Origin of the sequence: Providencia alcalifaciens, from assembly GCF_915403165.1 — a bacterium.
Lineage (GTDB): Bacteria > Pseudomonadota > Gammaproteobacteria > Enterobacterales > Enterobacteriaceae > Providencia > Providencia alcalifaciens_C.
On record NZ_OU659204.1, the window covers coordinates 2883532 to 2909822 of the forward strand.

Annotated in this window: 21 protein-coding genes; 7 read left to right on the forward strand and 14 right to left on the reverse strand. The window is 44.3% G+C overall.

Features of this window, described 5'->3' with window-relative positions; all coding sequences use genetic code 11:
• Positions 1 to 19 precede the first annotated feature (19 nt).
• On the reverse strand, positions 20 to 1249 hold the full coding sequence (locus LDO73_RS13245; RefSeq protein WP_224058423.1) for an NAD(P)/FAD-dependent oxidoreductase: 1230 nt from the start codon (positions 1247 to 1249) through the stop codon (positions 20 to 22).
• Entirely contained in the window at positions 1246 to 2646 is a 1401-nt protein-coding gene (locus LDO73_RS13250) for an NAD(P)/FAD-dependent oxidoreductase (protein ID WP_224058425.1), read from the reverse strand. The genes LDO73_RS13245 and LDO73_RS13250 overlap by 4 nt, the downstream gene beginning before the upstream one ends.
• Before the next feature lie 241 nt (positions 2647 to 2887).
• On the opposite strand from LDO73_RS13250, the gene LDO73_RS13255 reads away from it, so the two are divergent.
• Both LDO73_RS13255 and eutH read left to right on the forward strand, forming a co-directional pair.
• Positions 2888 to 4327 carry an FGGY family carbohydrate kinase gene (locus LDO73_RS13255; RefSeq protein WP_224058427.1) on the forward strand — a complete coding sequence of 480 codons (1440 nt, stop codon included), beginning with the start codon at positions 2888 to 2890 and terminating at the stop codon, positions 4325 to 4327.
• A gap of 35 nt (positions 4328 to 4362) precedes the next feature.
• The gene (gene eutH / locus LDO73_RS13260; protein WP_036952538.1) at positions 4363 to 5613 is read left to right on the forward strand and encodes an ethanolamine utilization protein EutH; all 1251 of its coding nucleotides are present in this window, start codon (positions 4363 to 4365) and stop codon (positions 5611 to 5613) included.
• Positions 5614 to 5699: 86 nt separating this feature from the next.
• Here eutH and LDO73_RS13265 read toward each other — a convergent pair whose 3' ends face one another.
• From LDO73_RS13265 to hemH, 3 genes are all read right to left on the reverse strand, one after another.
• Positions 5700 to 7013 (reverse strand): inosine/guanosine kinase, encoded by a 1314-nt coding sequence (locus LDO73_RS13265; RefSeq protein WP_224058429.1) that lies wholly within the window; start codon positions 7011 to 7013, stop codon positions 5700 to 5702.
• 108 nt (positions 7014 to 7121) lie between these two features.
• Positions 7122 to 8249 (reverse strand): LPS O-antigen length regulator Wzz(fepE), encoded by a 1128-nt coding sequence (wzz(fepE), locus tag LDO73_RS13270; RefSeq protein ID WP_224058431.1) that lies wholly within the window; start codon positions 8247 to 8249, stop codon positions 7122 to 7124.
• A gap of 108 nt (positions 8250 to 8357) precedes the next feature.
• Positions 8358 to 9335 carry a ferrochelatase gene (gene hemH / locus LDO73_RS13275; protein ID WP_224058433.1) on the reverse strand — a complete coding sequence of 326 codons (978 nt, stop codon included), beginning with the start codon at positions 9333 to 9335 and terminating at the stop codon, positions 8358 to 8360.
• Between the two features lie 67 nt (positions 9336 to 9402).
• Here hemH and LDO73_RS13280 point away from each other — a divergent pair, with 67 nt between their 5' ends.
• Entirely contained in the window at positions 9403 to 9654 is a 252-nt protein-coding gene (locus LDO73_RS13280; protein ID WP_224058434.1) for a hypothetical protein, read from the forward strand.
• Here LDO73_RS13280 and adk read toward each other — a convergent pair.
• The 6 genes from adk to apt all read right to left on the reverse strand — a co-directional run bounded on the left by adk (position 9646) and on the right by apt (position 16305).
• Positions 9646 to 10290: an adenylate kinase gene (gene adk / locus LDO73_RS13285; protein WP_224058436.1), complete on the reverse strand. Its 645-nt coding sequence runs from the start codon at positions 10288 to 10290 to the stop codon at positions 9646 to 9648. The genes LDO73_RS13280 and adk overlap by 9 nt on opposite strands.
• A 192-nt stretch (positions 10291 to 10482) precedes the next feature.
• Positions 10483 to 12357 carry a molecular chaperone HtpG gene (gene htpG, locus LDO73_RS13290; protein ID WP_224058437.1) on the reverse strand — a complete coding sequence of 625 codons (1875 nt, stop codon included), beginning with the start codon at positions 12355 to 12357 and terminating at the stop codon, positions 10483 to 10485.
• A gap of 359 nt (positions 12358 to 12716) precedes the next feature.
• A complete protein-coding gene (gene recR / locus LDO73_RS13295; protein WP_224058438.1) occupies positions 12717 to 13316 on the reverse strand; it encodes a recombination mediator RecR in 600 nt (199 codons plus the stop codon).
• Positions 13316 to 13645 carry a YbaB/EbfC family nucleoid-associated protein gene (locus LDO73_RS13300; protein WP_006659291.1) on the reverse strand — a complete coding sequence of 110 codons (330 nt, stop codon included), beginning with the start codon at positions 13643 to 13645 and terminating at the stop codon, positions 13316 to 13318. Before LDO73_RS13300 ends, recR begins: the two co-directional genes overlap by 1 nt.
• A 43-nt stretch (positions 13646 to 13688) precedes the next feature.
• Entirely contained in the window at positions 13689 to 15635 is a 1947-nt protein-coding gene (gene dnaX / locus LDO73_RS13305; RefSeq protein ID WP_224058439.1) for a DNA polymerase III subunit gamma/tau, read from the reverse strand.
• A 118-nt stretch (positions 15636 to 15753) separates the two neighbouring features.
• Positions 15754 to 16305 carry an adenine phosphoribosyltransferase gene (apt, locus tag LDO73_RS13310; protein WP_224058443.1) on the reverse strand — a complete coding sequence of 184 codons (552 nt, stop codon included), beginning with the start codon at positions 16303 to 16305 and terminating at the stop codon, positions 15754 to 15756.
• Between the two features lie 143 nt (positions 16306 to 16448).
• Here apt and priC point away from each other — a divergent pair, with 143 nt between their 5' ends.
• On the forward strand, positions 16449 to 16997 hold the full coding sequence (gene priC / locus LDO73_RS13315; RefSeq protein WP_224058448.1) for a primosomal replication protein PriC: 549 nt from the start codon (positions 16449 to 16451) through the stop codon (positions 16995 to 16997).
• 10 nt (positions 16998 to 17007) lie between these two features.
• Entirely contained in the window at positions 17008 to 17178 is a 171-nt protein-coding gene (locus tag LDO73_RS13320) for a DUF2496 domain-containing protein (protein WP_154602431.1), read from the forward strand.
• A gap of 6 nt (positions 17179 to 17184) precedes the next feature.
• Here LDO73_RS13320 and mscK read toward each other — a convergent pair whose 3' ends face one another.
• From mscK to acrR, 3 genes are all read right to left on the reverse strand, one after another.
• Positions 17185 to 20580: a mechanosensitive channel MscK gene (gene mscK, locus LDO73_RS13325; RefSeq protein WP_336431845.1), complete on the reverse strand. Its 3396-nt coding sequence runs from the start codon at positions 20578 to 20580 to the stop codon at positions 17185 to 17187.
• Positions 20581 to 20730: 150 nt separating this feature from the next.
• On the reverse strand, positions 20731 to 21084 hold the full coding sequence (locus tag LDO73_RS13330; RefSeq protein ID WP_224058452.1) for a DsrE/DsrF/TusD sulfur relay family protein: 354 nt from the start codon (positions 21082 to 21084) through the stop codon (positions 20731 to 20733).
• A gap of 12 nt (positions 21085 to 21096) precedes the next feature.
• Positions 21097 to 21747 (reverse strand): multidrug efflux transporter transcriptional repressor AcrR, encoded by a 651-nt coding sequence (gene acrR / locus LDO73_RS13335; RefSeq protein WP_224058454.1) that lies wholly within the window; start codon positions 21745 to 21747, stop codon positions 21097 to 21099.
• 134 nt (positions 21748 to 21881) lie between these two features.
• On the opposite strand from acrR, the gene LDO73_RS13340 reads away from it, so the two are divergent.
• Positions 21882 to 23072 carry an efflux RND transporter periplasmic adaptor subunit gene (locus LDO73_RS13340; protein WP_224058456.1) on the forward strand — a complete coding sequence of 397 codons (1191 nt, stop codon included), beginning with the start codon at positions 21882 to 21884 and terminating at the stop codon, positions 23070 to 23072.
• A gap of 15 nt (positions 23073 to 23087) precedes the next feature.
• Positions 23088 to 26246: an efflux RND transporter permease subunit gene (locus tag LDO73_RS13345; RefSeq protein WP_224058458.1), complete on the forward strand. Its 3159-nt coding sequence runs from the start codon at positions 23088 to 23090 to the stop codon at positions 26244 to 26246.
• Positions 26247 to 26291 lie beyond the last annotated feature (45 nt).

The following is a 26291-nucleotide window of genomic DNA, read 5'->3' on the forward strand; positions in this document are numbered from 1 at the left end:
CCATTTAACATTTCCAGCACTATACAACAGTGACAGTAATTTCAGTAGCACTCGCTTGGATTTTTGTTAAATCGATATTTTTCAGCAAAATACGACGTGTCGGTAAGCAGCGACGACGCTTTTCATATAGTACTGTATTGCCTGCCATCACACGAATTGTTCCCGTTATCGCGGTGTTGACTTGAATGTTGAAATCCACATTTTTCACAGTATTTTCGGACATATTGATACATGCAGGTACCGTAAAACGAATTGGCTCAGCAAATCGAATCGGCAATCTATTTCCTTGCTGTACATCCATTTGGTGGTGATTGGCTAATAAATCATCTGCAATATACCCGCCAGTGATCACCCCTTCTTGGTAGCACTGATCCCCCATATCCGCAGGGTGCAGCATGTTACCCGCCGCATAATAGCTGCCATCAGAACAGCGACTACGTTGGTCAGTGACGGGTTTGCCTGTACTTGCCTCAAAATTCAGGTGGCTTTTACGAATTAACGTATTTTCGCCCACAAAGCCCCCTGTAAAAATCACAGAGTCGCACTCAATTTTGCGTATTTGACCTGCGGTTTCCACCATCACATATTCGACTCTTTCTAAGCCGCCAATTTCCGTGATTTTGCTATTCACATACACCGGGGTTCCCATTGCTTTAGCAAACAATGAGGCGGGTTTGAAAGCCAGAATTCGTTCGCCACTTTCAATCATGGCTTTCGCTTTTACGCCCGCATTTTTTAATGTCCATAATGCAGAGAAACTGACTAACTCACTGCCAACGATCACTGGGTTCAAACACGGTTTTTGCCCTTTTAAATAGACAAATTGCTGTAGCGCACCCGCAGTTAAAATACCTTGTGGACGTAAACCGGACACCAGTCGAGGATGACGTGGAGTTTCACGAACGCCTGTTGCAATCAAAATACGTTTACCGCGCATCTCAACCACACCATCAGGGGTCGTGACTGTTAAAGTGCCATTAGGTTGTAATTGCGTCACAGTACAACGCGTTAGTATTGGGGTATCCCCTAAATTATTAACAATTTTTTCCGCAAACTGGTTGCCTTTCATTGGACGTTTAAATACTAACAAACCAAAAGTGGGATGTTGGCAATGACGAGGAACCCCACCCGCATGGGCTTCGCGCTCTAAAATCGCAATATTATGAATACCACGGCGACGCAATGTTTGTGCTGCCGCGATACCCGCCGGCCCTGAGCCAATAATGATCACATCGTAATTTAAGCTCATTTCACTGCCTCCACCGCTAAAGTATTGTCAAAGCGGCCGTTAATAATTTCAGCGACCTGACTACTACAATAAAAACCGTTGCAACGCCCCATCATGACGCGAGTTCGACGACGAAGTGCGCCTAAACATTCTGGTGGAATGTCAGAATCAAACGCCGCTTCAATTTCTCGTTGAGTCACTAATTCACAATGGCACACAATGCCACCATTATTTTTGCATTGGTAATCACGCTCCTCATATTCAGAGAGCATCGGCATCTTAGGCCAAATTAATTCAGTTGGCGGTGATAACTCAAATAATGTGTCAAAATTTTCTTGGTAAAGTTTCCCTAAGTGATTGGCAACCCCCAATGCTGCCGTTAAGCCCGTTGAGCGAATTCCCCCAGCACATATCCATTGCTTTTCGGGGTAATCATTAATTCGATAATATTTTTCTTCCGTGGCGGGACGTAATCCCGCATAGGTGGCCGTCACACTGTAATTATGCAGTGATGGCAACATGCGTGAACCTTGGTCGATTAAATCTTGCAAGACATCTTGCTTAACTTCCGCTTTCCAGCGGTCTTGCTGTTCTTCCGCTGTCGGGCCTAACAATAAGTTACCGAAAATTGTCTTCGATAGCAGAACACCTTTAGTAATCGCGGTAGGTACTGGCAGAATGATCGCATTGATATCTGCCGCAGCCGCTTTGTCGTACACCAAAAACTGGCCTTTGCGCGGTTTAATTTCGAATGGTGATGGGTGGCAGATAGATTCCACGATATCCCCATTAATACCTGCACAGTTAATCACTAATCGGGCAGAAAACTCACCTTTTGATGTAGACAATGTCCAAATTCCCGCATTTAGCGCCCCCGCAGTCACTTCACAATGGAATTGATATTCTGCACCGTGCTTCACGGCTTGAGTTAAATACGCCAGTGGTGTGCTCCATGGATCAATTACCGATTCACCCGGAACCTCAACCGCTGCCAGCGCGCCTTCCGCCAAATGGGGTTCTCGACGATAAAGTTCTTCTTTATCTATCATTCCCACATCCATGACGTTGTTAGTGTGTGCTTGCTCCACAATACCCGGCAGCTTATTGAGCTGCTCTTCGTTCCAAGCCACGACTAACGCGCCAGTTTTGAGTAACGGTAAATTCATTTTTTCTCTAATATCAATGAATTCCTGATACCCATCTTGCATGCATTCCAATTCTAATGTCCCTGGTGTGGCATCAAAACCGGTATGTAACAACGCGCTATTTGCTTTGCTTGCTCCTGATAAAATATCGCCACCACGTTCTAACAGCAGTGTTTTAGCGCCCATCAATGTGAATTTTCGGGTCACTGCACAACCAATGACACCCCCACCGATGACAATGACATCCCACATTTTTTTATTATTAGCATTCATGGCTGAAATCCTTAATATAAAACTTGGACACATAAAACCACATAATTCCCACAACCTCAACATATAAAACAACGCAAATCACAATGACAATCCAAAAACTTCTCACATTGTTATCTTATTGTGACAGTTCTCACATTCACAGAAGTTATTGTGAGTTTTTTGTGGATTTTATTTCCGATTGAACGATAGTAAGCAAAAAAACAAACCTATTTACAACATTATAACACTGGGAAATTCAGCGATGCTCAATCAACGTTATGCCGCTATCGATCAGGGAACAACGGGAACCCGGGTCGTCGTCTTTGAAGAAGGCGGCCATTACCATTCCCCGATGAGTATTCCACACAAGCAAATCACCTTAAACAGTGGTTGGGTTGAGCACGATCCTGAAGAGATCCTAACGAACATCATCAAGTGTCTGAATAGTTGTGAAGTTGTTGATGCTATTGGTATGTGTCACCAAGGCGAAAGTATTGTTGCGTGGGATTCTCAGACTAAGCGCCCTCTTTATAACGCGATTGTTTGGCAAGATCTGCGTACTGAAAAAACCATCCAGCAGCTTAAAGATGCGGGGCTTGAGCCGCTTGTCCAATCAAAGTCGGGACTGCCCTTAGATCCTTATTTCTCAGCCAGTAAAATGGGATGGATTCTGGAGAATGTGGTAGGAGCCAAATCCCTTGCGGATAAAAACCGTCTACGCATAGGAACTATGGATGCATTTTTCCTTGATCGTTTATGCGATGTTTTTGTGACGGATTATAACTCCGCATCACGTACCTCTTTACTCAACATTCATACCCTAGAGTGGGATCCACAACTGTGTGAGATTTTTGGTGTGCCAATCCACTGCTTGCCCCCGCTGCGCGACAATATCGGTGACTTTGGTGCCGTCAATCTCGACGGACATCTCACACCAGTCACCGCGATTATTGTCGACCAATTTGCTGGAACATTTGGTCATGGTTGCCGCCAAAAAGGGGATGCCAAGATAACCTTTGGTACTGGCGCATTCTTGCAAGCCTTGACGGGAAGCGATATCCCACAAACTCATCAAAGCGGATTATTACCCACACTGTGCTGGAAATTTCCAGGTGAAGCCCCTGTTTTCGGTTTAGATGGTGGCGTGTATAACGCCGCCTCAGCAATCAACTGGGCACGTAAAATCGGTCTATTTGAGGATTTTGATGAGCTTTCAGATTTTCGCGATGAACCCGCGATTAAACGTGGCTTAGCGTTTGTACCTGCACTCTCAGGTTTAGGTTGCCCTTATTGGGATCGCAGCGCTGCTGGCTTGTGGGCGGGACTCTCATTAGATACCGATAAGAAAGATATGATGCAGTCGGTCTTAGAAGGAATAGCCGCCCGCTCCGCAGAAGTTATTTTCGCAATGGAGAAAATTTCTCCATTAGGTCAGTCCATTTCAGTCGATGGAGGGTTATCGTCAAATCAGTACTTTAAGCAGTTTTTAGCCAATTTATTACAAAAAAATATTGAAGCACCAGCAAATCGTGAAGTCACAGCACTCGGGGCTGCCTTGCTTGCTCGTAAAGGTTTGGGAATAAGCCATGAAATGGCGATACGACGCAATACTAGCGTCACACGCCCTGATGGAACCAACATGCAAGGCGTAATGGAACAGTATCGCGACATTATTGCCCGTTCTCGCCAGCTCAGAAATTAATTCTTCCAACAATAAAAAAGAAAGGAAACCCTACTATGGCCGAATTCGGAAACTATATTATCTACTTAATCATGTGCGGTGCCGTGATTGGTGCCGTTGCATCGATTGTCAGGCCTGCCAGCGACCTCGGAAAAGAGTTTGTAAACGGTATTTTTTCTATTGGTCCCGTGTTTCTCGCTCAAGCAGGGATCATGGCTGCCGTTCCACTACTTTCACAATTGATATCTTATATTTTAGGGCCGGTATTTAGTTCTGTCGGCTCTGATGTTTCTATCGCAGCACTATCAATTATCGCTGTGGATATGGGCGGATATCAGTTAGCAGACGCCTTAACCACGAATCGCGATATGTGGATCACCGCGATGTTGATCGGTTATACCTCTGGGGCAACCATTGTTTATCTGATCCCAGTTGGTTTAACGATGTTAAATCGTAAAGATCACAAATATTTAGCCTTAGGGGCAATGGCAGGATTGATCTCAATCCCATTCGGGGTATTGGCTTCATTGCTATTGATCACACTCAATAATATTCCTGTTCGCGATATTATTTCGACTAACTCCCCCGCCACTCATCAACTCACCCTTGATTTCTTGACGATGCTGCAATATCTAATGCCGCTATTCGTTTTCTGTTTCTTGCTGGCTGCGGGCTTAAAATATCGCCCAATGCTAATGGTTACGGGCTTTTTGATCTTCGGTAAGATCATGGATGCATTCGTAAAATTAGTATTAGCCTTCTCCATTGTGGAACATTTTACAGGCGTATTTAGTAAAGTTTTTGGGGCTTGGGGATTCGATCCACTATTTGCAGATCAAAATGAGTTATTCCGTGCGATCGAGATTGCAGGTTATATCGGGATCATGCTCGCAGGTACATTCCCTATCTGTTACCTGTTCCAACGTTACTGCAAACCGTTAGTCAGCGCACTCAGCCGTCGATTAAAGCTGAGCGATACTGGTTCACTGGGTTTCATCATGGTGATGGCAAATATCATCGCGACTTACCACTTATTCAAAGAAATGCGAGCAAGGGATAAAGTGTTGTGCGTGGCCTTTGGGGTCTGTGCTCAAGCCACGATTGGCGACCACTTAGCCTTTACCGCAAACTTCCAACCAACATTGGTACTACCAATCCTGTTAGGTAAATTAGTGGGGGGTTTCTTAGCAGTATTTATTGCGATTAAAATCTCTGTTCCACAAGCTATGCGCTATGAACAAGAAGATGAAAAAGCCGTTGAGGCTGTTAAAGCTGAGCACCCAGCAGGGATCGCCAAAGAAGCTTAATAGTTCGCGTCAGGATAAAAACAAAAACACCTCAATGAGGTGTTTTTTATTTCTGTACTATTTATTTCCGTACTACCAACTTCAAGTTAGCGATCCCAATAGGATTCTTCTAAGCTATCTTCTTTTTCTGGTAGCCCGCGGGTTAAGCGCGGTGAATGCTGAGAAAGCACTTGATAACTCACACGGTTCGCATACTTACACACCTGTGCCAGTGAGGAGTAAGTGAGATATTGGCGTCCATGTTTACTGGAATTAGGTACATTTGAACGGTGATAAGAGTTTGCCGTAATATCATGCAGTAACGCCGATAATGCTCCATCACCCGCACCATTGGTATTCATGATTTTTTCGGGGCCGCCCATATAAGGTTCGATATGGGAGAAGATGCGACAAGGTTCTTTGCAATCTTGCATACGCATCGCGCGGCTAAATTCATACAGGTTAAATTCAGCAATTGCTCCCGGCAGTAGTGGGTGCTGAGTTTTACGTTTATATTCTTCTTCCGTAAAACCTGCCATATACAACCCTGAAGGCCCTGCTGTACACAGAACAAGGTCAACCCAATCCAGTGCCATATTGGATGCCAATAGAGGATCGCTAAAGCCAGTTAACTCCAAAGCTTCATCTTCGTTCATGGCAACTACTGAGACATTATCTTTAAGGAAATCGCGCCAAAACTGCGGATCTTGAGCGATAACAAACTTGGTTCCCAATGTCAGCACCACGGGAACATTATGTTTTTTCGCATAACGGATAGCTTGCATCGTCGCATCCGGCATTGTTTCCCCCGGCTTACAACGCACTAAATAAGCCGTTAATACTAGCGCGGATGCGCCTGCAATAATCTCTTCAGGAATGCTATCAGGGTGTAAGCGGTTCATATGCCCCGGGCTAATAGCAAACGTACGTTCACCATTATCAGTGACGAGCGTAAAACAACGGCCGATAGGGCCATCTACCCCTTGTAGGTAGTTTAGATCCATACGACTTGAAGTGTGGCAAAGGTAGCGATAAGCATAACTCCCAATCTGAATATTGTTGCACATCGTGCCCAATAAGACGGAGCGGTCATCGGCTAAGACAGAGTAATTGTGGAGTGTATTCCCTATCGTGCCGCCTGCAAATTCATGGGTGATCAATTTTTTATCGGTGAGCTCTTTGTAGAGCGCTTCGGCCGCATCGTCTTCGATGACTAAAGAGTGACCTTTACTTAATTGATAACGTTCAATAAATTCATCATCAATTTTGGCTTCAATATCGACGAGTGTTTGGTCGATACCCACAATATACGATTTGCAGTTTTCATCATCAGAGAGCATCTCTTTCATCGGTTGTAAAAGAGGATCTCTGAGGGAGACAGGAAAATAATGTTTAGATTTGCGTTGACCGGGGAATTTCATATTGGGAACATTAAAAAAGGAACATTTCCGTATTCTAACACGATAAAACAAAACCGGCACCCTTCGATAAAAAGGTGCCGGTTAGGTATTTATAACGCTTTAGAGTGATTACTTACGGCGAGTATTTTGCTGATTATAGTTACGGTACAGGTCACGACCTAGTACAAACGCACAGCTCATAATAAAGCCAAGAATAGCCCCTAATGCCACAATAAGCATCGATTTAGGCGAGTCTTTCGCAATAGGTAAATCTGGAGTCAGGATAAATCTAACAGGCTCAAAATCTAACTCTTTGGTCGTCAGTGAGTTTAAGTTTTCAATATAGACTTTTGCATTTTGCAGCTTTTCACTGATCAGCGCTAAATCGCGGTTCTTTAACTCAATCCCCAATTTTTCTTCTAACGCTTCTGAACCTAATGCAATTGGGTAGTCTGGGTCATCGTTGATAGCAACAGAATCCCTTGCGATTGGACGTGAAATTCCAGCGGCTTTCGCGATGGTAATAGCACGTTTTAAACGCTCAATTTTGACATCATAAGAAATTTGGATTTTGGTGGTATCTTGTTTTAATGCTTCAACGCTATAAATCAGTTGGCGTGCAATCGCATTATCCACTTCAGTTTTCATTCTTTTACGGACAATACTCGCTGTATAACGAATATAGCCATCCATTAAATCTTGGGCTTCAACTGCCGTTGGTGCCGTAAATGACAGAACGATATCGCTATCATCGCTGTCTTTTTCTTTACCGTTGTATTTCAGTTTAATTGAATCCGCGATGATGCGATTTACTAAGCGTTGAACCTCGAGCGGATCATTTTTATTCTCAAGCTTATCAAGCTGTGTTTTAAAATAATCAGTGCTTTTAACGAAGGCTTCTTGGTTAACTTTAGAGCGGTATTGAACAATAAATTCGTTGTAAATACGCTGAGAACCTAAGTCAACTTCCATGCCTAATGCATTTAAGCGCGCTGAAAATTCATTCGCTTCTTTTACCTCTTCAGACGTTGGCGGGATAATAACCGCTTCACTCGTCCACTTCTGAGGTAACATTTTGACAACCCCAATACTCAGTGCGGTAACAATGACTGTTGCAATAATAATCAATAATTTATTCTTGAACAAAACCGCCACCAGCGCCATCAGATCGATCTCATCATTGTGCTGTAATTTATATTGCGGATCTTGCTCTAGCTGTTTTTTTAATTCTGGAGATAAATTGGTTTTTTCAGTCATGTTAATTCCGAACAACGCACTCTAAATTATACCGTTGAATAATGAGGCCATAATTATAGCCAAAATTTAAGTTTTGGATATAACCATTAACCTTCTTTATGAAATTACCTATGAAATCACTCTTTCTAAGTGGTTTTTCAGAATTAACTGAATCATATTAATGCTGATATCGCTGTCATTCAGTGCAGGAATATAACGATATTGCTCACCACCATTGTGCAAGAAAAACTCTTTATTTTGCTCGCTAATTTCTTCCAATGTTTCTAAACAGTCCACCGAAAATCCTGGGCAAACCACTTGCACTGACTTAACTCCCTCTGATGGTAGCTTTTTCATCGTCTGATCCGTATATGGGCTTAACCATGGTTCACGCCCAAATCGAGATTGGTAAGTCATTAACACTCGGTCACTTGGGAATTTCAGAGCTTGCTTTAATAATTCTGTGGTTTGCTCACACTCTTTATCATAAATATCCCCTGAATCGCAGTAACGCTGCGGGATACCGTGGAAAGAGAGGATCAACCTATCTGGTTCACCGTGTTCAGCAAAACTGGCTTCAATAGATTCTGCTAGGGCTTGAATATACGCTGGGTGCTTCGCATAGCTACGAATAAACTGTACTGACGGGATAGTTCGCATCGGTTTAAACGCGCGAGTGATCGCTTCATAAACCGCGGCGGTGGTGGTGCAGGAATATTGTGGATACAGCGGTAACACCACTAATTCCGTCACATCTTGTGCAATTAAGTTGTCGATAGCACTCTTTATTGACGGCGAGCCATAAGTCATTCCCAACTCAATAGGCGTATTAGGAAAAAATGCAGATAATTTTTCTTTCTGACGCTGAGAATAAACCAATAATGGCGAGCCTTCATCCATCCAAATTGAGCCATAAAGTTTTGCCACTTTGGATGCACGGATTGGCAAAATAGCACCATACAAAATAGGCTTCCAAATCAATGGGGAAACATCAATAACACGCGGGTCAGTTAAGAATTCGGCTAAATAGCGTTTAACGGCTGCTGTTGTTGGGGCATCGGGCGTTCCCAAATTTACCAATAGAATTCCATATTTTTTTTCTAACATTAGAACAACTCCTAATTGATAATTATTCCCAACAATAACAGATTTTAATAACTAATTTTGCCAACTTGTGGCACAAAAAGAAAGGCAGCGGTTTACGCTGCCTCAGACCATTGACAAACCATTAGGGTTGGAAATGGTTATTTTGGGTTGTAAAATTAACAAGGAAAATCAATTTATTGATTTTCGCCTGATAACACAAAGAGGGAAAAACCACGCTTTTATCCCTCTTTGTCAGCAACCTAAGGCAGCGATTAACGCTGCCTTATTTATTGAGATCTACTTAGAACTATTTAGATCACGCTCAGAAAAATTAGCCTAAAATTTTTGCTAACTCTGCACTCACCTCAGTCACTTTGCGAGTACCGTCTAACTTGAAGTACTGAGTGCTGCTCGCTTCCGCTTCATTTTGATAGTAAGCGATTAATGGCGCAGTCAGTGCATGATATTCAACTAAACGTTTACGAACCGTGTCTTCTTGGTCGTCTTTACGGATAGTTAGCTCATCACCTGTCACGTCATCTTTGTTTTCAACTTTAGGTGGGTTGAAAGTGACGTGATAAACACGACCTGACGGTGCGTGAACACGGCGACCAATGATACGCTCAACAATGATTTCGTCAGGAACATCGAATTCTAAAACGTAATCAACGTTGATGCCTGCTTCTTTCATTGCATCAGCTTGAGGAATGGTACGCGGGAACCCATCCAACAAGAAGCCATTGCGACAGTCATCTTGTTTGATGCGCTCTTTCACTAATGCGATAACCAGTTCATCAGTCACTAATTTGCCGTTATCCATCAGCTCTTTAGCTTGTAAACCTAATTCGCTCCCTGATTTTACAGCGGCGCGTAACATGTCGCCGGTTGAAATCTGAGGGATCCCAAACTTCTCCATAATAAATTGAGCTTGAGTGCCCTTACCTGCGCCTGGAGCGCCAAGCAGAATGATACGCATTGCGTAAACCCCTTGCTATTTAGTTTTTTATAATTTGAAAAGAAAACGCTCTACCATACCATTAGCATGGCATCTGACTCAAGGAGACACGTAAACGTTTTCCCATTTATCTTTTTTCGCAAAAGAAAAAAACCACGCAAAAAATCGCTTTTTTACGTGGTTTATGTTCGAAAACGAAAATACCTTAATGGACTACTTTAAAAGTAATTCGTTGATTTTTTTGATGAATAAGTTTGGATCTTCCAGAGTACCACGCTCTGCCAGTAAGGCTTGGTCGAGTAGTACATCCACCCAATCTGCAAACACGCTTTCATCTTCCACTTCAGACGCTTTTTTCACCAATGCATGGCTCGGGTTCAGCTCGAAGTTATATTTCACTTCTGGCGCAGCTTGACCCGCAGCAGCGAACAATTTCGCCATTTGGGTGCTCATTTCATCCACATCAGTGGTCACAATGGCTGGCGTATCGGTTAAGCGGTGAGTCAATTTCACCTCTTTCACACGGTCACCCAAGAAGGTTTTCACGCGTTCAACAAATGGCTCTAACTGCTTTTCGGCTTCTTCTTGCTCAGCTTTATTTTCATCCGCTAACTTGTCTAATGACTCGTCGGCTTTGCTCACAGATTGGAACTGTTTGCCATCAAACTCAGAGAGGTAGTTCATCATCCATTCGTCAATGCGATCAGATAACAGCAGAACTTCGATGCCTTTCTTACGGAACAGTTCTAAATGCGGGCTGCTTTTCGCGGCAGCGTAGCTATCGGCAGTGATAAAGTAAATCTTATCCTGACCTTCCACCATGCGGCTTACATAGTCTTCCAGAGAAACATTTTGTACATTACTGTCGTTATGGGTAGTCGCAAAGCGCAGCAGTTTTGCAATTGCTTCACCGTTACCCATATCTTCCGCAGGACCTTCTTTCATGACCAGACCGAATTGCTGCCAGAAAGTTTGGTATTTCTCAGCGTCGTTTTTCGCCAGTTTTTCCAGTGTTTGCAGAACACGTTTTGTCAGTGCGCTGCGCAAATTGCGCGTCAATGCACTGTCTTGCAGAATTTCACGGGAAACGTTCAACGGTAAGTCGTTGGAATCCAATACCCCACGAACGAAACGCAGGTAGTTAGGCATAAACTGCTCAGCATCATCCATAATAAAGACGCGTTGAACATACAGTTTTAACCCGTGGCGCTGGTCGCGGTTCCACATATCAAATGGGGCTTGAGATGGAATATACAGCAGGCTGGTATATTCTTGCTTCCCTTCCACACGGTTATGCGCCCACGTTAATGGATCTGCGTAGTCGTGGGAGATATGCTTGTAGAATTCCACATACTCTTCATCTAAAATTTCAGATTTGCTGCGAGTCCACAGCGCTTTCGCTTGGTTGATTTTTTCCCAAGTAACCGTACCGTCTTCTTCGTTTTTCTCTTCGATTTCAACGGGCAGCGCAATATGGTCAGAATACTTGCTGATAACAGAGCGTAAGCGCCAGTTATCTAAAAATTCTTTTTCGTCATCACGTAGATGCAAGGTAATTTCGGTTCCGCGGTCAGCTTTTTCGACATCGGCGATAGTGTATTCACCTTCGCCAGCAGATTCCCAGAATACCCCTTCGCTCGCATCAGCACCCGCGGCGCGGCTACGAACAGTGACTTTATCCGCGACAATAAACGCAGAATAGAAGCCCACACCAAACTGACCGATCATTTGGCTATCTTTGACTTGGTCACTGCCTAATGATTCTAAAAATGATTTGGTGCCTGATTTAGCGATGGTCCCTAAGTTTTCAATCACTTCCTCACGGCTCATACCGATACCGTTGTCACTGATAGTTAGAGTACCTTTGTCTTTGTCTGCGCTAATACGCACACGCAGTTCGCCGTCATTTTCATACAATTCAGGCTTAGATAATGCACGAAAACGCAGTTTATCCGCCGCATCGGATGCGTTGGAAATTAGCTCACGCAGAAAAATTTCTTTGTTTGAGTAAAGAGAGTGGATCATCAACTGGAGCAGTTGTTTGACTTCTGATTGAAACCCACGAGTTTCTTGTCCTTTCATACTCATTAATCGCCTCTATATCATCAATCTAATAGTTAGTTTTGACTTATCGATGGAAACTAATTTGGGGACAAAAAAATAGAATTCAACCACTAACCACAAATTAGCCGCCAAATTAATCTAAACGAAAGGAAATGACCAAAAATTACGATGCTTTGCTTGGAAGGTTTTACTTTAAGATTTTTGCTTTGAAGGTTTTGCTTTGCTTTTGAATTTGCTTTTAAAATCCCCCCATACCATCCTCTAAATAGTTCAAAGTTGTAGGTAGGCGGCAAGCAAGCTTATCCCTAGGAGCATACTGAAGTATGTGACTAGGGTGAGGTTGTGCAGCCAACACCCCTACAATTTGAAATATGACGAGGACTTTAGAGCCGTTGGCGTCCCGCCAACGAGTGAGAAAGAGTGGTTCCGTCAACCATCTCTAACTCCCCGCCCACAGGCACCCCATGCGCAATCCGGCTCGCCGCCACCCCATACTGCGCACACATCTGCCCAATATAGTTCGCGGTCGCCTCCCCTTCTACTGTCGGGTTGGTCGCCAAAATCACTTCAGTGATGGTTTCCGATGCCAGTCGCTCTTCGAGCCTATCTAGCCCGATATCCATCGGTCCAATGCCGTCTAATGGAGACAAATGCCCCATAAGTACGAAATAGCGACCCGAGAATTGACCGGTTTGCTCGATAGCGTAGATATCTGCGGGGCTTTCCACCACGCAAATCAGCCCATTTTGCTGACGGCGCGGGTTATCGCAGATATTGCAGGTGTCTTGCTCAGTAAATGTGCGGCAATCGCGGCAATGCCCGATTTCGGACATTGCGCGAGTCAGCGACTGAGCCAAACGCATTCCGCCACTACGGTCACGTTGCAGAAGTTGGAAAGCCATTCGCTGCGCTGACTTGGGTCCCACACCGGGGAGACAACGCAGCGCTTCCATCAATGATTCAAGAAGCGGACTCGTTTGCATTAGAATGGCATCTTAAAGCCTGGTGGCAGTTGCATCCCGCTGGATACGCTAGCCATTTTTTCTTTTTGAGTTTCTTCAATGCGACGTGCTGCATCGTTGAATGCCGCAGCAATCAAGTCTTCCAGCATATCTTTGTCGTCTTCTAGCAGGCTAGGATCGATTTCAACACGACGGCAGTTATGTGAACCGTTGATGGTCACTTTGACTAAGCCAGCACCAGATTCGCCAGTAGCTTCGAGTTGAGCGATTTCTTCCTGAACTTTCTGCATTTTATCTTGCATTTGCTGGGCCTGTTTCATCAGGTTACCCAATCCACCTTTACCAAACATAGTTTTCTCTCACAACTGAGGCTACAGATTCGCAACTGTAGCGTTAAACGGGGCGAATACTCTCTTCATCCAACTGCGCATCAAACATGGCGCGCAATTTTTGAATTGTTTTATCCGCAATAATAGACTGACGGGCTTGCGCCAGTTTCTCTTCATAAATCGCCTGACGCCATTCCAGCGGCGTTTTCACCGCCGTATTATCATCGTGAACGATTTTCAGTTCAACAAGGCGACCATAATGTTCACTCAACGCATCTTGCAACGCTTTTAGAGCGTTAGGTTTATCAAGATGGCGTTGAACGGAGCGCAAGTGCAATACAATTTGCGACTCGTCCAATTCTTCTTTATATGAATTCAAAGCCAATTGTTCAACTAGCTTCGGAATATTTAATTGTGCGATTTCCCCCGACCAACTATCACGCTCGCGCCCTTCTTCGGTGATTTTTATTGCTAATTCAGGGGTTTTCTCATATTCCAACGCCTCTTTGATCTCAGTTGGCGTTGTCACTGTGTCTTTTACGTCGAGAACCTCACCATTTTGAGGCTTCCACTGGTAAGGCTTCGGTTTCGCAGACTTTGTCTTCTGTGACGCTTTTTCCATCACATTTTGCTGATGTTTGCTGGTTACCGCGGCCAGCCGTTCAAGTGCTGAAACCGCCGGCTTAGCCCTTTCGGACGTCACCGGATGAGTCTTTTTTGGACTCGGATCCTCACTTTGTGGTGTTTGTAGTGCCTGTCGGGCTTTCAATAGCTGCAATGTTGGGCTATTTTCAGGCAAGTTCTCTGCGCTCGGCGATTGCGGGGCTGAGCGCCTTACTGTTGGTGGCGCAGGTTCCGGCTGAAAAGTAGACGCTGGTACGCTTGAAACCAATTTCGGCGGCAATTCCACTTCTTCAATAACGCTCTTTGGGTGGAAGGCTAACGCTCTTAATAACGTCATTTCCACGCCCATGCGTCTCTCTGGCGCGAATGTCAGTTCTTTGCGCCCCACCAGCAAGGTTTGGTAGAAAAGCTGAAGATCCGCGGGGGAAATTAATCGAGCCACCTGCCTTAGCCGCCCCTCAGTGGAGGAAGGGTCAGTTTCTTGTTCCGCTGGCAGCAGCTGGATCATTGCGATGCGATGAAGCAAAGAGAGGGTTTCAACCAACAGGTTTTCCCAGTCAGCACCACGGGAAGCGGCTTGATCGACTTGAGCCATCACGCCAAGACCATCTGCACGAACTAAGGCTTCAATAATGGCAAGAGGCTGTTCATCGTCAAGCGTGCCCAACATTTGGCTTACCACATCCGCAGTAACCTTGCCTTGCCCCATAGCAATCGCTTGGTCAGTCAAGCTCAACGCATCACGCAAACTGCCGTCTGCGGCGCGAGCAATCAACTGACGAGCGCGAGTATCGTGCTCAATATTTTCCGCATTCAGGATCAACTCAAGCTGTTCGCTGATTTGTGGGACATCCAATGCTTTCAGATGGAACTGTAAGCAGCGGGATAAAATCGTGACAGGCAATTTTTGCGGATCGGTCGTGGCAAGTAAAAATTTGACGTGTTCTGGTGGCTCTTCCAGTGTTTTAAGCAGCGCGTTAAAACTGTGGCGCGACAACATGTGAACTTCGTCAATTAGGTAAACTTTAAAGCGGCCACGCGCTGGCGCGTACTGGACGTTATCCAGTAATTCTCGCGTATCTTCGACTTTAGTACGTGATGCCGCATCAATCTCAATCAGGTCAACAAATCGCCCCTGTTCAATTTCCAAACAGTTGGCGCATTTTCCGCAAGGTGTTGCCGTGATCCCCGTTTCGCAGTTTAACCCTTTGGCAAACAAACGGGCGATCGTGGTTTTCCCGACACCGCGAGTACCCGAGAAAAGATAAGCGTGATGAAGCCGTTGGTGCTCAAGCCCATTAGCAAGTGCAGTCAACACATGCTGCTGACCAACAACGTCTGAAAATTTTTGGGGGCGCCACTTACGGGCAAGTACCTGATAGCTCATGGATTCCACTGTTATTCAACATGGGACATTGATAGATATAATAATAGTACCATGCTACCACAGCCTCAACCCATTGGGCGAGACTGCAGTAAAAATAGTAAGAAGAGTGCAGAGCAGATTAGTGGCCAGGGAACTCAACAAGACTATAGGAAGTCACGCCTTCTTTTGCTAAACGCTCAACACCGCCTAAATCTGGCAGTCCGATAACGAAAGCAGCATCCACCACTTTTGCGCCTAGCTGTTTGATCATTTTCACGGTCGCTTCGACAGTACCGCCGGTTGCTAGCAGGTCATCTACCACCAGCACGTTGTCTTGTGCTGTAATGCTGTCTTTGTGGATTTCCAGTGTGTCGGTGCCGTATTCCAGATCATACGTCATACTTAAAACTTCACGCGGTAATTTGCCTTTTTTACGCACAGGCACAAAACCCACGCCTAAGCGTAATGCAACAGGAGCGCCGAACAGGAAACCACGGGCTTCAGTACCCACAATTTTGGTCACACCTTTGTTTTGATAATGCTCAACCAGCATATCAATTGTCGCTTGATAAGCCGCCGGGTCAGTTAACAGTGTGGTAATATCACGAAACAGTACCCCCTCTTTTGGATAGTTAGGGATAGTCGCGATACTTTCTTTAATCAATTGCAGTTGTTGCTCTTTAGCGGTCATAATAAAAACCAATATAGTAAATACGAAAGGGTAGAATCTATGCAAACTACCATCAAAATGCAATAAGAAGCCGTCTATTTGCTGTAAGTTTTATTGTTGGATATCAATATTCCGCCACTTTTCACATTTATTGAGAATAAAAAATGAAAACACAGGCTTTGTTAGAGGCATTAAAAAAGCAGATTGATGAATTAGCGGTGCGTGTCGCCCCCATCAAAGACCATGAGTTTTCACACTCCCGATTTGATATGCAGCTATTTAGCCATAAATCCACCAAGCTGGGTGATTGCCAGAAAGAGCTCAATACCTTGTATCAGCAATTGTGTAATAGCGTTGCCCTGAACCATACCCAGCAAGTGAACTTTTTAACCGAAAAAATCGTGCATCAAATGCAAGCTATCTCCCGAGAGCTTTCTACACAAGGGCTACGGGAAAAAGAAGATTCTTTTCGGACGAAAAAGGAACAAGTTGATTTATATGAACGTTTATCACAACATCAAGATTATGAACGCCGTTTACAGGCCATGGTGAGCGAAAAAGAACTCTATTTAAGTGGATTAACTGACTCGCATTTACAACACCAGTGCCAAAAAGAGCTCGCCGCATTAGCGGGTCGTTTATACCGTTGTAGACAAGCATTAATGCGTATTGAAAAAGCCATCGAGCACCAAGAAAACCAATTTTTTGATTAAAGGATCGTGAATGGAAACACTGGATACTGCACCACTCGAAACCCAGCTCGCGGTGGATTTAATTTACTTGTTAGAATCAGCTGAAGTCGATACCCATACCGTCCTGAAAGCATTAGAGATAGTTAAGCAGGACTACCTCAACAAACAGGCCGCCGAAGCAGCCTGTCAGAATGGTAATTAATGCAGCTTATTTTTCATCGCCATTTTTATCATTATCTTTGTCTTTGATAATTTTCGTCATTTCCTGCACTTCATCACCCTGATTGTTATGCAAATGCACTTCCAATTGATTGAAGGCAATATTGATATTGTTTTCACGGCATAACCGGTCAATTTCACGGTTCACTTCATCACTGGTGATGGTGCGTTCACCAATTTGGCGCACATAAAAACGCAGTTCGTGGTCTAACGTGCTGGCACCAAAACTTAAGAAATATGCCGCTGGTGCAGGGTCCGTCATCACTTTGCTGTTAGAAGCTGCCGCTTGCAGCAATATACGCTTCACTTTTTCCAGATCTGAACCATACGCAACCCCTAAAGAGACCGTTATCCGCGTGACCGTGTCTGACAGCGACCAGTTGATTAAGCGCTCTGTCACGAATGCTTTGTTCGGAATAATCACCTCTTTGCGATCAAAATCCACAATCGTGGTGGCACGAATACGGATCTTACTGATCGTTCCCGAGTATGTCCCGATGGTGACGGTATCCCCAATACGAATCGGTCTTTCGAACAGTAAAATAATCCCCGAAACAAAGTTTGCAAAAATTTCCTGCAAACCAAAACCAAGACCAACGGTTAAGGCAGCGGCTAACCATTGCAGCTGATTCCACGTAACCCCAATCATGCCAAGGGATGCAATCGCCCCGATGCTGACAATCACATAAGTCAACATGGTGGTGATGGCATAGGTGGAACCTTGGCGCAGTTTGAGGCGCGACAATACCAACACTTCCAGTAACCCTGGTAAGTTGCGCGTCATGATCCACGCCACCACCACGATGACTACGGCTAAAATCAAGTTGGCCAAGGTCACATGCTGCATGATATTCGCCCCTTCCGCTGATGTTGCGGTATAGCTCCAGAGTTGGACACTATCGAGGAAGGAGAAAATCGTAATAAAATCAGACCAAATGGCGTAAAACGCAAATGCAAAGATAATAAACAGCACCATTGTCGTTAAGCGCAGTGACTGCTGGCTAATCAACTCAATGGTCATTGGCGGCTCTTTGATAGGCTCGTTTTCAGTCTCTTCTTGCTGTTTTGACTGCGCTCGGCGTTCAAGGGCGCGCTTATACGCCAGTTTTCTTGCACCTAAACTGAGCCCGCGTAAACAAACATTATACGTGATGTACCAAAGCACCAACAGGTACAAGCTATCTAACCAACGGTTAGCTAAACGGAGTGTGGTGTAATAGTAACCTGCAATCATCAAGCCAATTAAAATCAGCGGAGAGAATGTCAGTAATGTAATCAAAATCGAGCGCGTTAAGTGGCTACCCGTTTCCTTCCAAACCTGTTTACAGAACGGAATGGTAAAAATACACAATAATAATAAACAGATAGAAACCACGAGCTGCCCAATCACATCCTCAGACACCTTCAGTGGGTTAATCATTCCATAAGTGGAAAAGAAGATAAGCGGGATCAGCGGTACCGATAAACGCACCATTCGACGGCGCATACGCTGGGCATTTTCATGTTCAATATTAAAGTGTTTCTCTGCAATACCTTGGGGCTTTAACACCCTGAACGTTAATTCAAATAGCGCCCAGAAAATAGCGAGTTGCAAGAAATAAGACCAAATAAACTCCCCTTGCAGGTTACCGGTTTTTAAGAACCAGTAACCAATAGCGATAACCACTAATGAGATTGGGATGGTTTGCAGCAACGTGAGTAATAGAGCCAGCGGCGTATTCAATACGCTGTCGTTACGCAGGCTGGATAAACGCAGGTCAATATCATGCAGACGCTGGGTGATTTTTCGATTCAACCAGATAAAAATCAGTGCCGCCAATAATAAGGGGAGCGTCACCCAGAGTGAGCTCATCAGCCCTTTTTTCAGGCTAGAGAATGAAAAATCAAAATCGAGGTGAGTCAATTGATTTGTGGCCGCTTCAGGGAACGCTTTTAACCACTCAATATCCATCGGTTTATTACTATTTACCCAGAAAATCTGCTGAGCCAAGGTATGTTCAAGCGAGCTGACCACACTCAATAATTGGTTTTGATCCAGTTGCAAATTAATGGCTTGGGAAATTTGTCCGCCGAGTTGTAAATTCAATTCATCCAATAATTCACGGCGAACATCCAAAATTTTTACCAGTGCCGCCTTATCTTCTGGGGTAAACAAACGGGCATTTTCTTGCTCTCCAACCTTAACCGCTTGCTCATGCTCTAGCTTATTGATGTAATCCGTAGGCTGGTATAACGCATCACGCTGCTGGTTTATATCAAACTGCTCCAAACGCAGGTCGGCGATGGTGACAGGCAAATTTTTGGTTAGGATATCAGCGGGTAAATCAATTTGTTGCTGGAAGAGAATTCGCGATAGCAGCAAACTGCCGCGTAATACGTTGATTTGCTCTTTTAAGTTTCGCTCTGACTGCGTGGCGCGCTCTAGCCAAGTTTTCACTCGGATACCATTTTGCACCATTTTGTTGCCATCTTGAGTCACTTCAATCAAGCGGTTACTCAGCTTGTTATTGATCTCCACCTCTTTTTGAATAATCGGGTTTTGTTGCACAGCATCATCTGTAGAGGTGTTTTGTGCTTCACGTACTGTCGATTGGGAATCACTGAGACGCACTTTGCTAATCGCTTCTTGGATCACCTGAATTCGCGCATCGAGTTGTTCAATGTATGCCGCGGTGTAATCACGCTGTTTTTGCAGAACATCTTGGAGTTGCGTATTGGCTTGAAGAACGCGCTTTTGAAATTCGTTTTGCTGCTGTAGAAGGTATTGCTCAAGTTGCAGCATATTCACTTGTGTGGTGCGCAGCTTGCTGGAGTCGGTCAATGTGCTGTTAAGCTCGTTGCGGATCTCTTGCAGTCTTCTTGCATTGTCCAACATGATAGCTTGGGCGCGCTCAGGTTGAGTTTGCAAACCAATCAGTTGGCTGTTGTAAGTAGCGAGATCATTTTGCTCAGCTTGTAGGTTATCCAAGTGGGTTGCCAACATGGACTCTAATTGTTGCAGGCTGCTATTTTCAATTTGGTGCTGAAAGTTAATATCAGGATTTTCATTCTGATTTTTTATTTGTAATAAACCTTGAACCGCTTTTTTTGATTCCTCACCGGAGTGACTTATTTTTTTTTGCAGTTCGTCTGAACGCTGATCGAGTTTTTCCAGTTCATCATAATAATTTAATGACTTCTCCAAATCGGCGATAGCGAGTTTATCTTCTTGCCCTGCATTGTTTTTTTTATTTAGCGAATTGAGCTCTGTTTTTATCTCGTTTTTGCTGGGAAGATTACTAATTGTTGCTGCGGAAATTTGAAAAGAGAAAAAGGTGATGGCAAATACCAAAAATATTCTGATTGAATATAACCACACTTTTCTATGTTGCATCAGTGAGCCCATGATATCTCGTTGTGATCCTACTATTATTTAGTATTTAGCACTTAAATTGTTTAGCGCTAATACCAATTAGTTCTAACTTGCTATTTGAGCTGCAATTTTGACAAACCACAGCTCAATTCTCAAAAAGCTTTTTAATCAATGGCTATAAAATTAAAAGGTGAGAACTTTTTCAGCGTCTAATGTCCACGCAGCCAAATCAACCAATGTGCCGATTTCAACGCCATCAATTAATGGTAGCTCACTGATACCACGAGCATCAGTGCAGGTTTTGCACAATTTAACAAGGACATTCTGCGCGGTTAAAATTTCTAGCATTTGCTGAAGGTTATACCCTTCTTTCGGTTTTTGCGCTGTGATCCCGGCAGTGACGGCATCGGACATTAGGAAAATTTTCAGGTCGGTTTGTGGGTGTTGCTCTTTTAGCGTGATGGCTAGGCGCAGAGAGTTAAACAACATTTCACTTCCGTAAGGTGCGCCATTTGCAATGATCAAAATGGATGACATGGTTTTCTCCAATTATTCGCTTGGCGTTGGTTTGACTCGCAGTGAGACGCTATTTTTAAGCGTTTCTAATAGAGTATCAACTAACGTCGTAGTATGTGCGTCTATCATAAAACGCTCTGGCTGTAATAACCAGTTTTCGAGTAAGCCCGACATTAGTGCGCGGATCATAACCGCGCTACACGCTAAATCTAAATCGGCTGGAAGTTGCCCCGCATCCACACAATCACGTAAATTTTTAATAATCCGCTGCTCACTTGCCAGATAGTTTTCACGCTTAAAATCAACGACAGAAGCCATTTCTCCGACTAATTCGCATTTTAAGAAAAAGATTTCCATTAATGCGCGATTTTTAGGAGTACTAATAAAATCGGTAAGAATATATATTAGCAATTCTCTTAGTATTAAAAGTGGATCATTGGTATATTTCGAACGATAATAATCCTCAGCTTGAGTAATTTGATTATCGCTAAATTCGCAGGCTTGATGGAACAGATCCACCTTATTCTTAAAATGCCAATATATAGCCCCCCGGGTAACGCCCGCAGCTTTGGCTATATCGGCTAATGATGTGGCTGTTACTCCTCGTTCAGAAAAAGTTTTGATGGCTGCATCTAATATTTCCTGACGGGTTTCTTCAGCCTGTTGTTTAGTTTTTCGTGCCATTGACGCCCGTTTTTATCGAAAGCTGATTTACATACATTAGTGTATGTTTGTACTATAGCATAGTGATAAATCATATAATTTGCTTTTTTTCTTAATTTTGTTTTGAACTCATATCGATTAATTGAGGTTAACTTATGCGAAAAAACAGAGGGGTGTTACCTCTGGCTCTGTTGGTCCTTTCAGGCGGCTTAGCGTTATCTGGTTGTAACGAAGAACAGAAAGGTGGCGGTGAACGCCCGGCGCCTGATGTAGGAATTGTTACGCTGAAAGCTGAACCTCTGACCATTAAGACCGAACTTCCAGGCCGTACATCTGCATTTCGTATTGCAGAGGTTCGCCCACAAGTAAGTGGCATCATCTTAAAACGTAACTACAAAGAAGGTAGCGATGTTGAGGCTGGCGTATCGTTGTATCAAATCGATCCGGCACCTTTCCAAGCGACCTACAATAGTGCTAAAGCAGAATTAGCCAAAGCGCAAGCAAATGCTAATCTCGCCGCATTAACTGTTAAACGTTATAAGCCACTGCTTGGCACGAATTACATTAGCCAACAAGAATACGATCAAGCGAACTCAACGTATGCTCAATCACTGGCTGCGGTAAAAGCGGCTGAAGCGGCAGTTGAAACAGCACGTATTAATTTGAATTATACCAAAGTCACAGCTCCTATCAGTGGACGTACTGGTAAATCCAATGTGACTGAAGGTGCTTTAGTTTCTGCTGGTCAAGCAACTGAACTGATGCGTGTTCAACAGTTAGATCCAATCTATGTGGATGTCACTCAGTCGAGTGAAGATTTCTTACGTTTAAAAGCTGAAATCGAAAACGGTGCTCTGCAAAAAGAGCCTGGTAAAGCGCCTGTTAGCTTAGTCATTAATGGCGGGCAAGAATATGCTCAGAAAGGGCAATTAGAGTTTTCTGACGTGACTGTCGATGAAACCACAGGTTCCATCACAATGCGTGCAGTATTCCCTAACCCGAATAAAGAGCTGATGCCAGGTATGTTTGTTCGCGCTATTTTAGAAGATGGTGTGAAAGAAAACGCGATTTTAGTCCCACAACAAGGTGTTGCACGTACTCCGCAAGGTGATGCGCAAGTGATGGTTGTTGGCGCTGAAAACAAAGTTGAAGTGCGCAAAGTACAAGTCGCACAAGCGATTGGCAACAACTGGTTAGTGACTGAAGGCATGAAAGATGGCGACCGTGTCATTGTGATTGGCTTACAGAAAATCAAACCAGGTATGGTTGTTGTGCCGAAGCAAGCAAACTTAGAAACTCAATCCATTGTAGACACTCAGGCAAAACCTGAAACCGCGTCTAAATAAGGGAGCTATTGATTAATGCCTAAGTTTTTTATAGATAGACCAATTTTTGCATGGGTAATTGCGATTATCACCATGCTTGCGGGTCTGCTGGCAATTATCAAGTTACCTGTCGCTCAGTACCCGACGATTGCACCGCCGGCTGTTTCCATTTCAGCTAACTACCCAGGGGCGGATGCGTCAACGGTACAAAATACGGTGACCCAAGTTATCGAACAGAATATGAATGGTATCGATAACTTGGTGTATATGTCATCAACCAGTGATTCATCAGGTTCAGCAAGTATTACGCTGACTTTTGAAGCGGGTACTGATGGCGATATCGCCCAAGTACAGGTACAGAATAAGCTCCAGTTGGCGATGCCACTATTACCTCAAGAAGTACAGCAACAAGGTATTAGTGTGGATAAGTCCACCAGCTCATTCTTAATGGTTGCAGGCTTTATTTCTAAAAACGGTTCAATGGGTCAATACGACATTGCCGACTACGTAGGGTCAAATATTAAAGACCCACTTAGCCGTGTAAATGGTGTTGGTGAAACCCAGCTGTTTGGTACCCAATATGCAATGCGTATTTGGTTAAAACCAGAGCAACTTGTTAAGTACAACATGACAACTTCGGATGTCATTAACGCGATTCGCGTACAAAACAACCAAGTTGCAGCCGGTCAATTAGGGGGAACTCCTCCTGTTGGCGGTCAGCGTTTGAACGTCTCAATTATTGCTCAAACCCGTTTAAGCAACGTTGAAGAGTTCTCTAATATCTTACTTCGTGTGAACCAAGATGGTTCTCAAGTACGTTTGAAAGATTTAGCCACTGTTCAGCTGGGTGCGGAAAACTACAGTACCGTTGCTCGCTTTAACGGTATGCCAGCAGCAGGTATCGGTATTAAATTAGCAACGGGTGCTAACGCACTGGATACCGCTAATAACGTACGTGCAGCCTTAGCTGAAATGGAACCGTTCTTCCCTGAAGGGCTAGAAGTTGTTTACCCATACGATACAACGCCATTCGTTAAGATCTCGATTAACGAGGTAGTTAAAACGCTAGTTGAAGCGATCATGCTGGTTGTTGTGGTTATGTATCTGTTCTTACAGAACATCCGCGCAACACTGATCCCAACTATCGCCGTACCGGTGGTTCTGTTAGGTACCTTTGCTATCTTGTCTGCCTTTGGCTACTCGATAAACACCTTAACCATGTTTGCGATGGTACTTGCCATCGGTCTTCTCGTGGATGACGCCATCGTTGTTGTTGAAAACGTTGAGCGTGTTATGCAAGAAGAAGGTCTGCCACCAAAAGAGGCGACCAAAAAATCCATGGGGCAAATTCAAGGTGCTCTGGTCGGTATTGCAATGGTGCTGTCTGCGGTATTTATCCCAATGGCCTTCTTCGGTGGGTCTACAGGGGCAATTTACCGTCAGTTCTCTATCACCATCGTTTCATCGATGCTGCTATCGGTATTAGTTGCGATGATCCTGACCCCTGCACTGTGTGCAACTATGTTGAAGCCAATTGAAAAAGGCAGCCATGGTTCCACTAAAGGGTTCTTTGGATGGTTTAACCGCGTATTTGAAAAGCAAGCTCACCATTACACAGACAGCGTAAGCCGTATGTTGAATGGAACAGGTCGTTACCTTGTGATCTACGTTTTACTGGTCGTAGGCATGGCATTTATGTTCGTTCGTCTGCCATCGTCATTCTTACCAGCAGAAGACCAAGGTGTGTTCTTATCCATGGTGCAGTTACCACCAGGATCAACTCAAGAACAAACCGAAGTCATCTTGGATGAAGTGAGCAATTACTTCAGAGTAGATGAAGGTAAAAACGTTGAATCTGTATTTACCGTTGGCGGCTTTAGCTTTGCAGGTGCAGGGCAAAACATGGGTCTCGCGTTCGTCGTTCTGAAAAACTGGGATGAGCGTAAAGGTAAAGAAAACCATGTGGATGCGATTGTTGCGCGTGCAAACGCTGCACTATCCAAAAAACAAGGTGCATTTATTTATGCCTTTAACTTGCCTGCAATCGTCGAGTTAGGTACATCAAACGGTTTCGACTTCGAACTGGTTGATAAAGGCGGTTTAGGCCATGACAAACTGATGGAAGCACGTAATCAGTTACTTGGCCTGGCAGCTCAGCACCCTGAAATTCTGCAAGGTGTTCGCCCTAATGGTCAAGATGATACATCGCAATACCGTATCTATATCGACCAACAAAAAGCTCAGGCGCAAGGCGTTGCGATCAGCGATATTAACGCAACTCTCAGTTCCGTGTTTGGTGGTACTTACGTCAACGACTTTATCGACCGCGGTCGTGTGAAGAAAGTTTACGTACAAGGTGACGCGGAAAGCCGTATGTTGCCGTCAGATATCAGCAACCTGTATGTTCGTAATAACCAAGGAAAAATGGTGCCATTCTCGGCATTCTTAGATACATCTCAAGATCCTTGGAAGTACGGTTCACCGCGTTTAGAACGCTATAACGGTGTTCCAGCGATGAACATTCAAGGCCAAGCAACAGAAGGTCAAAGTACCGGTGCTGCAATGCTGATGATGGAAAAACTGACCACAGAAAACCTACCTGCGGGTATCGGTTATGAGTGGACAGGTATGTCGTACCAAGAGCGTTTGTCTGGTAACCAGGCACCTGCCCTGTATGCGATTTCCCTGATTGTTGTATTCCTGTGTCTGGCTGCATTGTATGAAAGCTGGTCTGTACCGTTCTCGGTTATGTTAGTGGTGCCACTTGGGGTTATCGGTGCGTTACTCTTCACCTCGGTCCGAGGCTTAGATAACGACGTTTACTTTAAGGTAGGCCTGTTAACCACCATTGGGTTATCGGCGAAGAACGCAATCTTGATTGTTGAATTCGCCAAAGACTTAATGGAGAAAGAAGGTAAAGGATTGATTGAAGCAACATTAGACGCGGTTAAAATGCGTCTAAGACCAATCCTGATGACATCACTGGCATTTATGCTGGGTGTTATCCCTCTGGTATTCAGTAATGGTGCAGGTTCTGCGGCACAGAACTCCGTCGGTACAGGTGTACTGGGTGGTATGTTCGCAGCAACATCATTGGCTATCTTCTTCGTTCCGGTATTCTTTGTGGTGATCCGTCGCCGCTTTGCAAAGGCACCAGAACACGTTGATAACCATCAGCCACCAGCAGCTCATTAATCGCTAATGCGTTAAAAAAAGCCCCCTTCATTGGGGGCTTTTCAT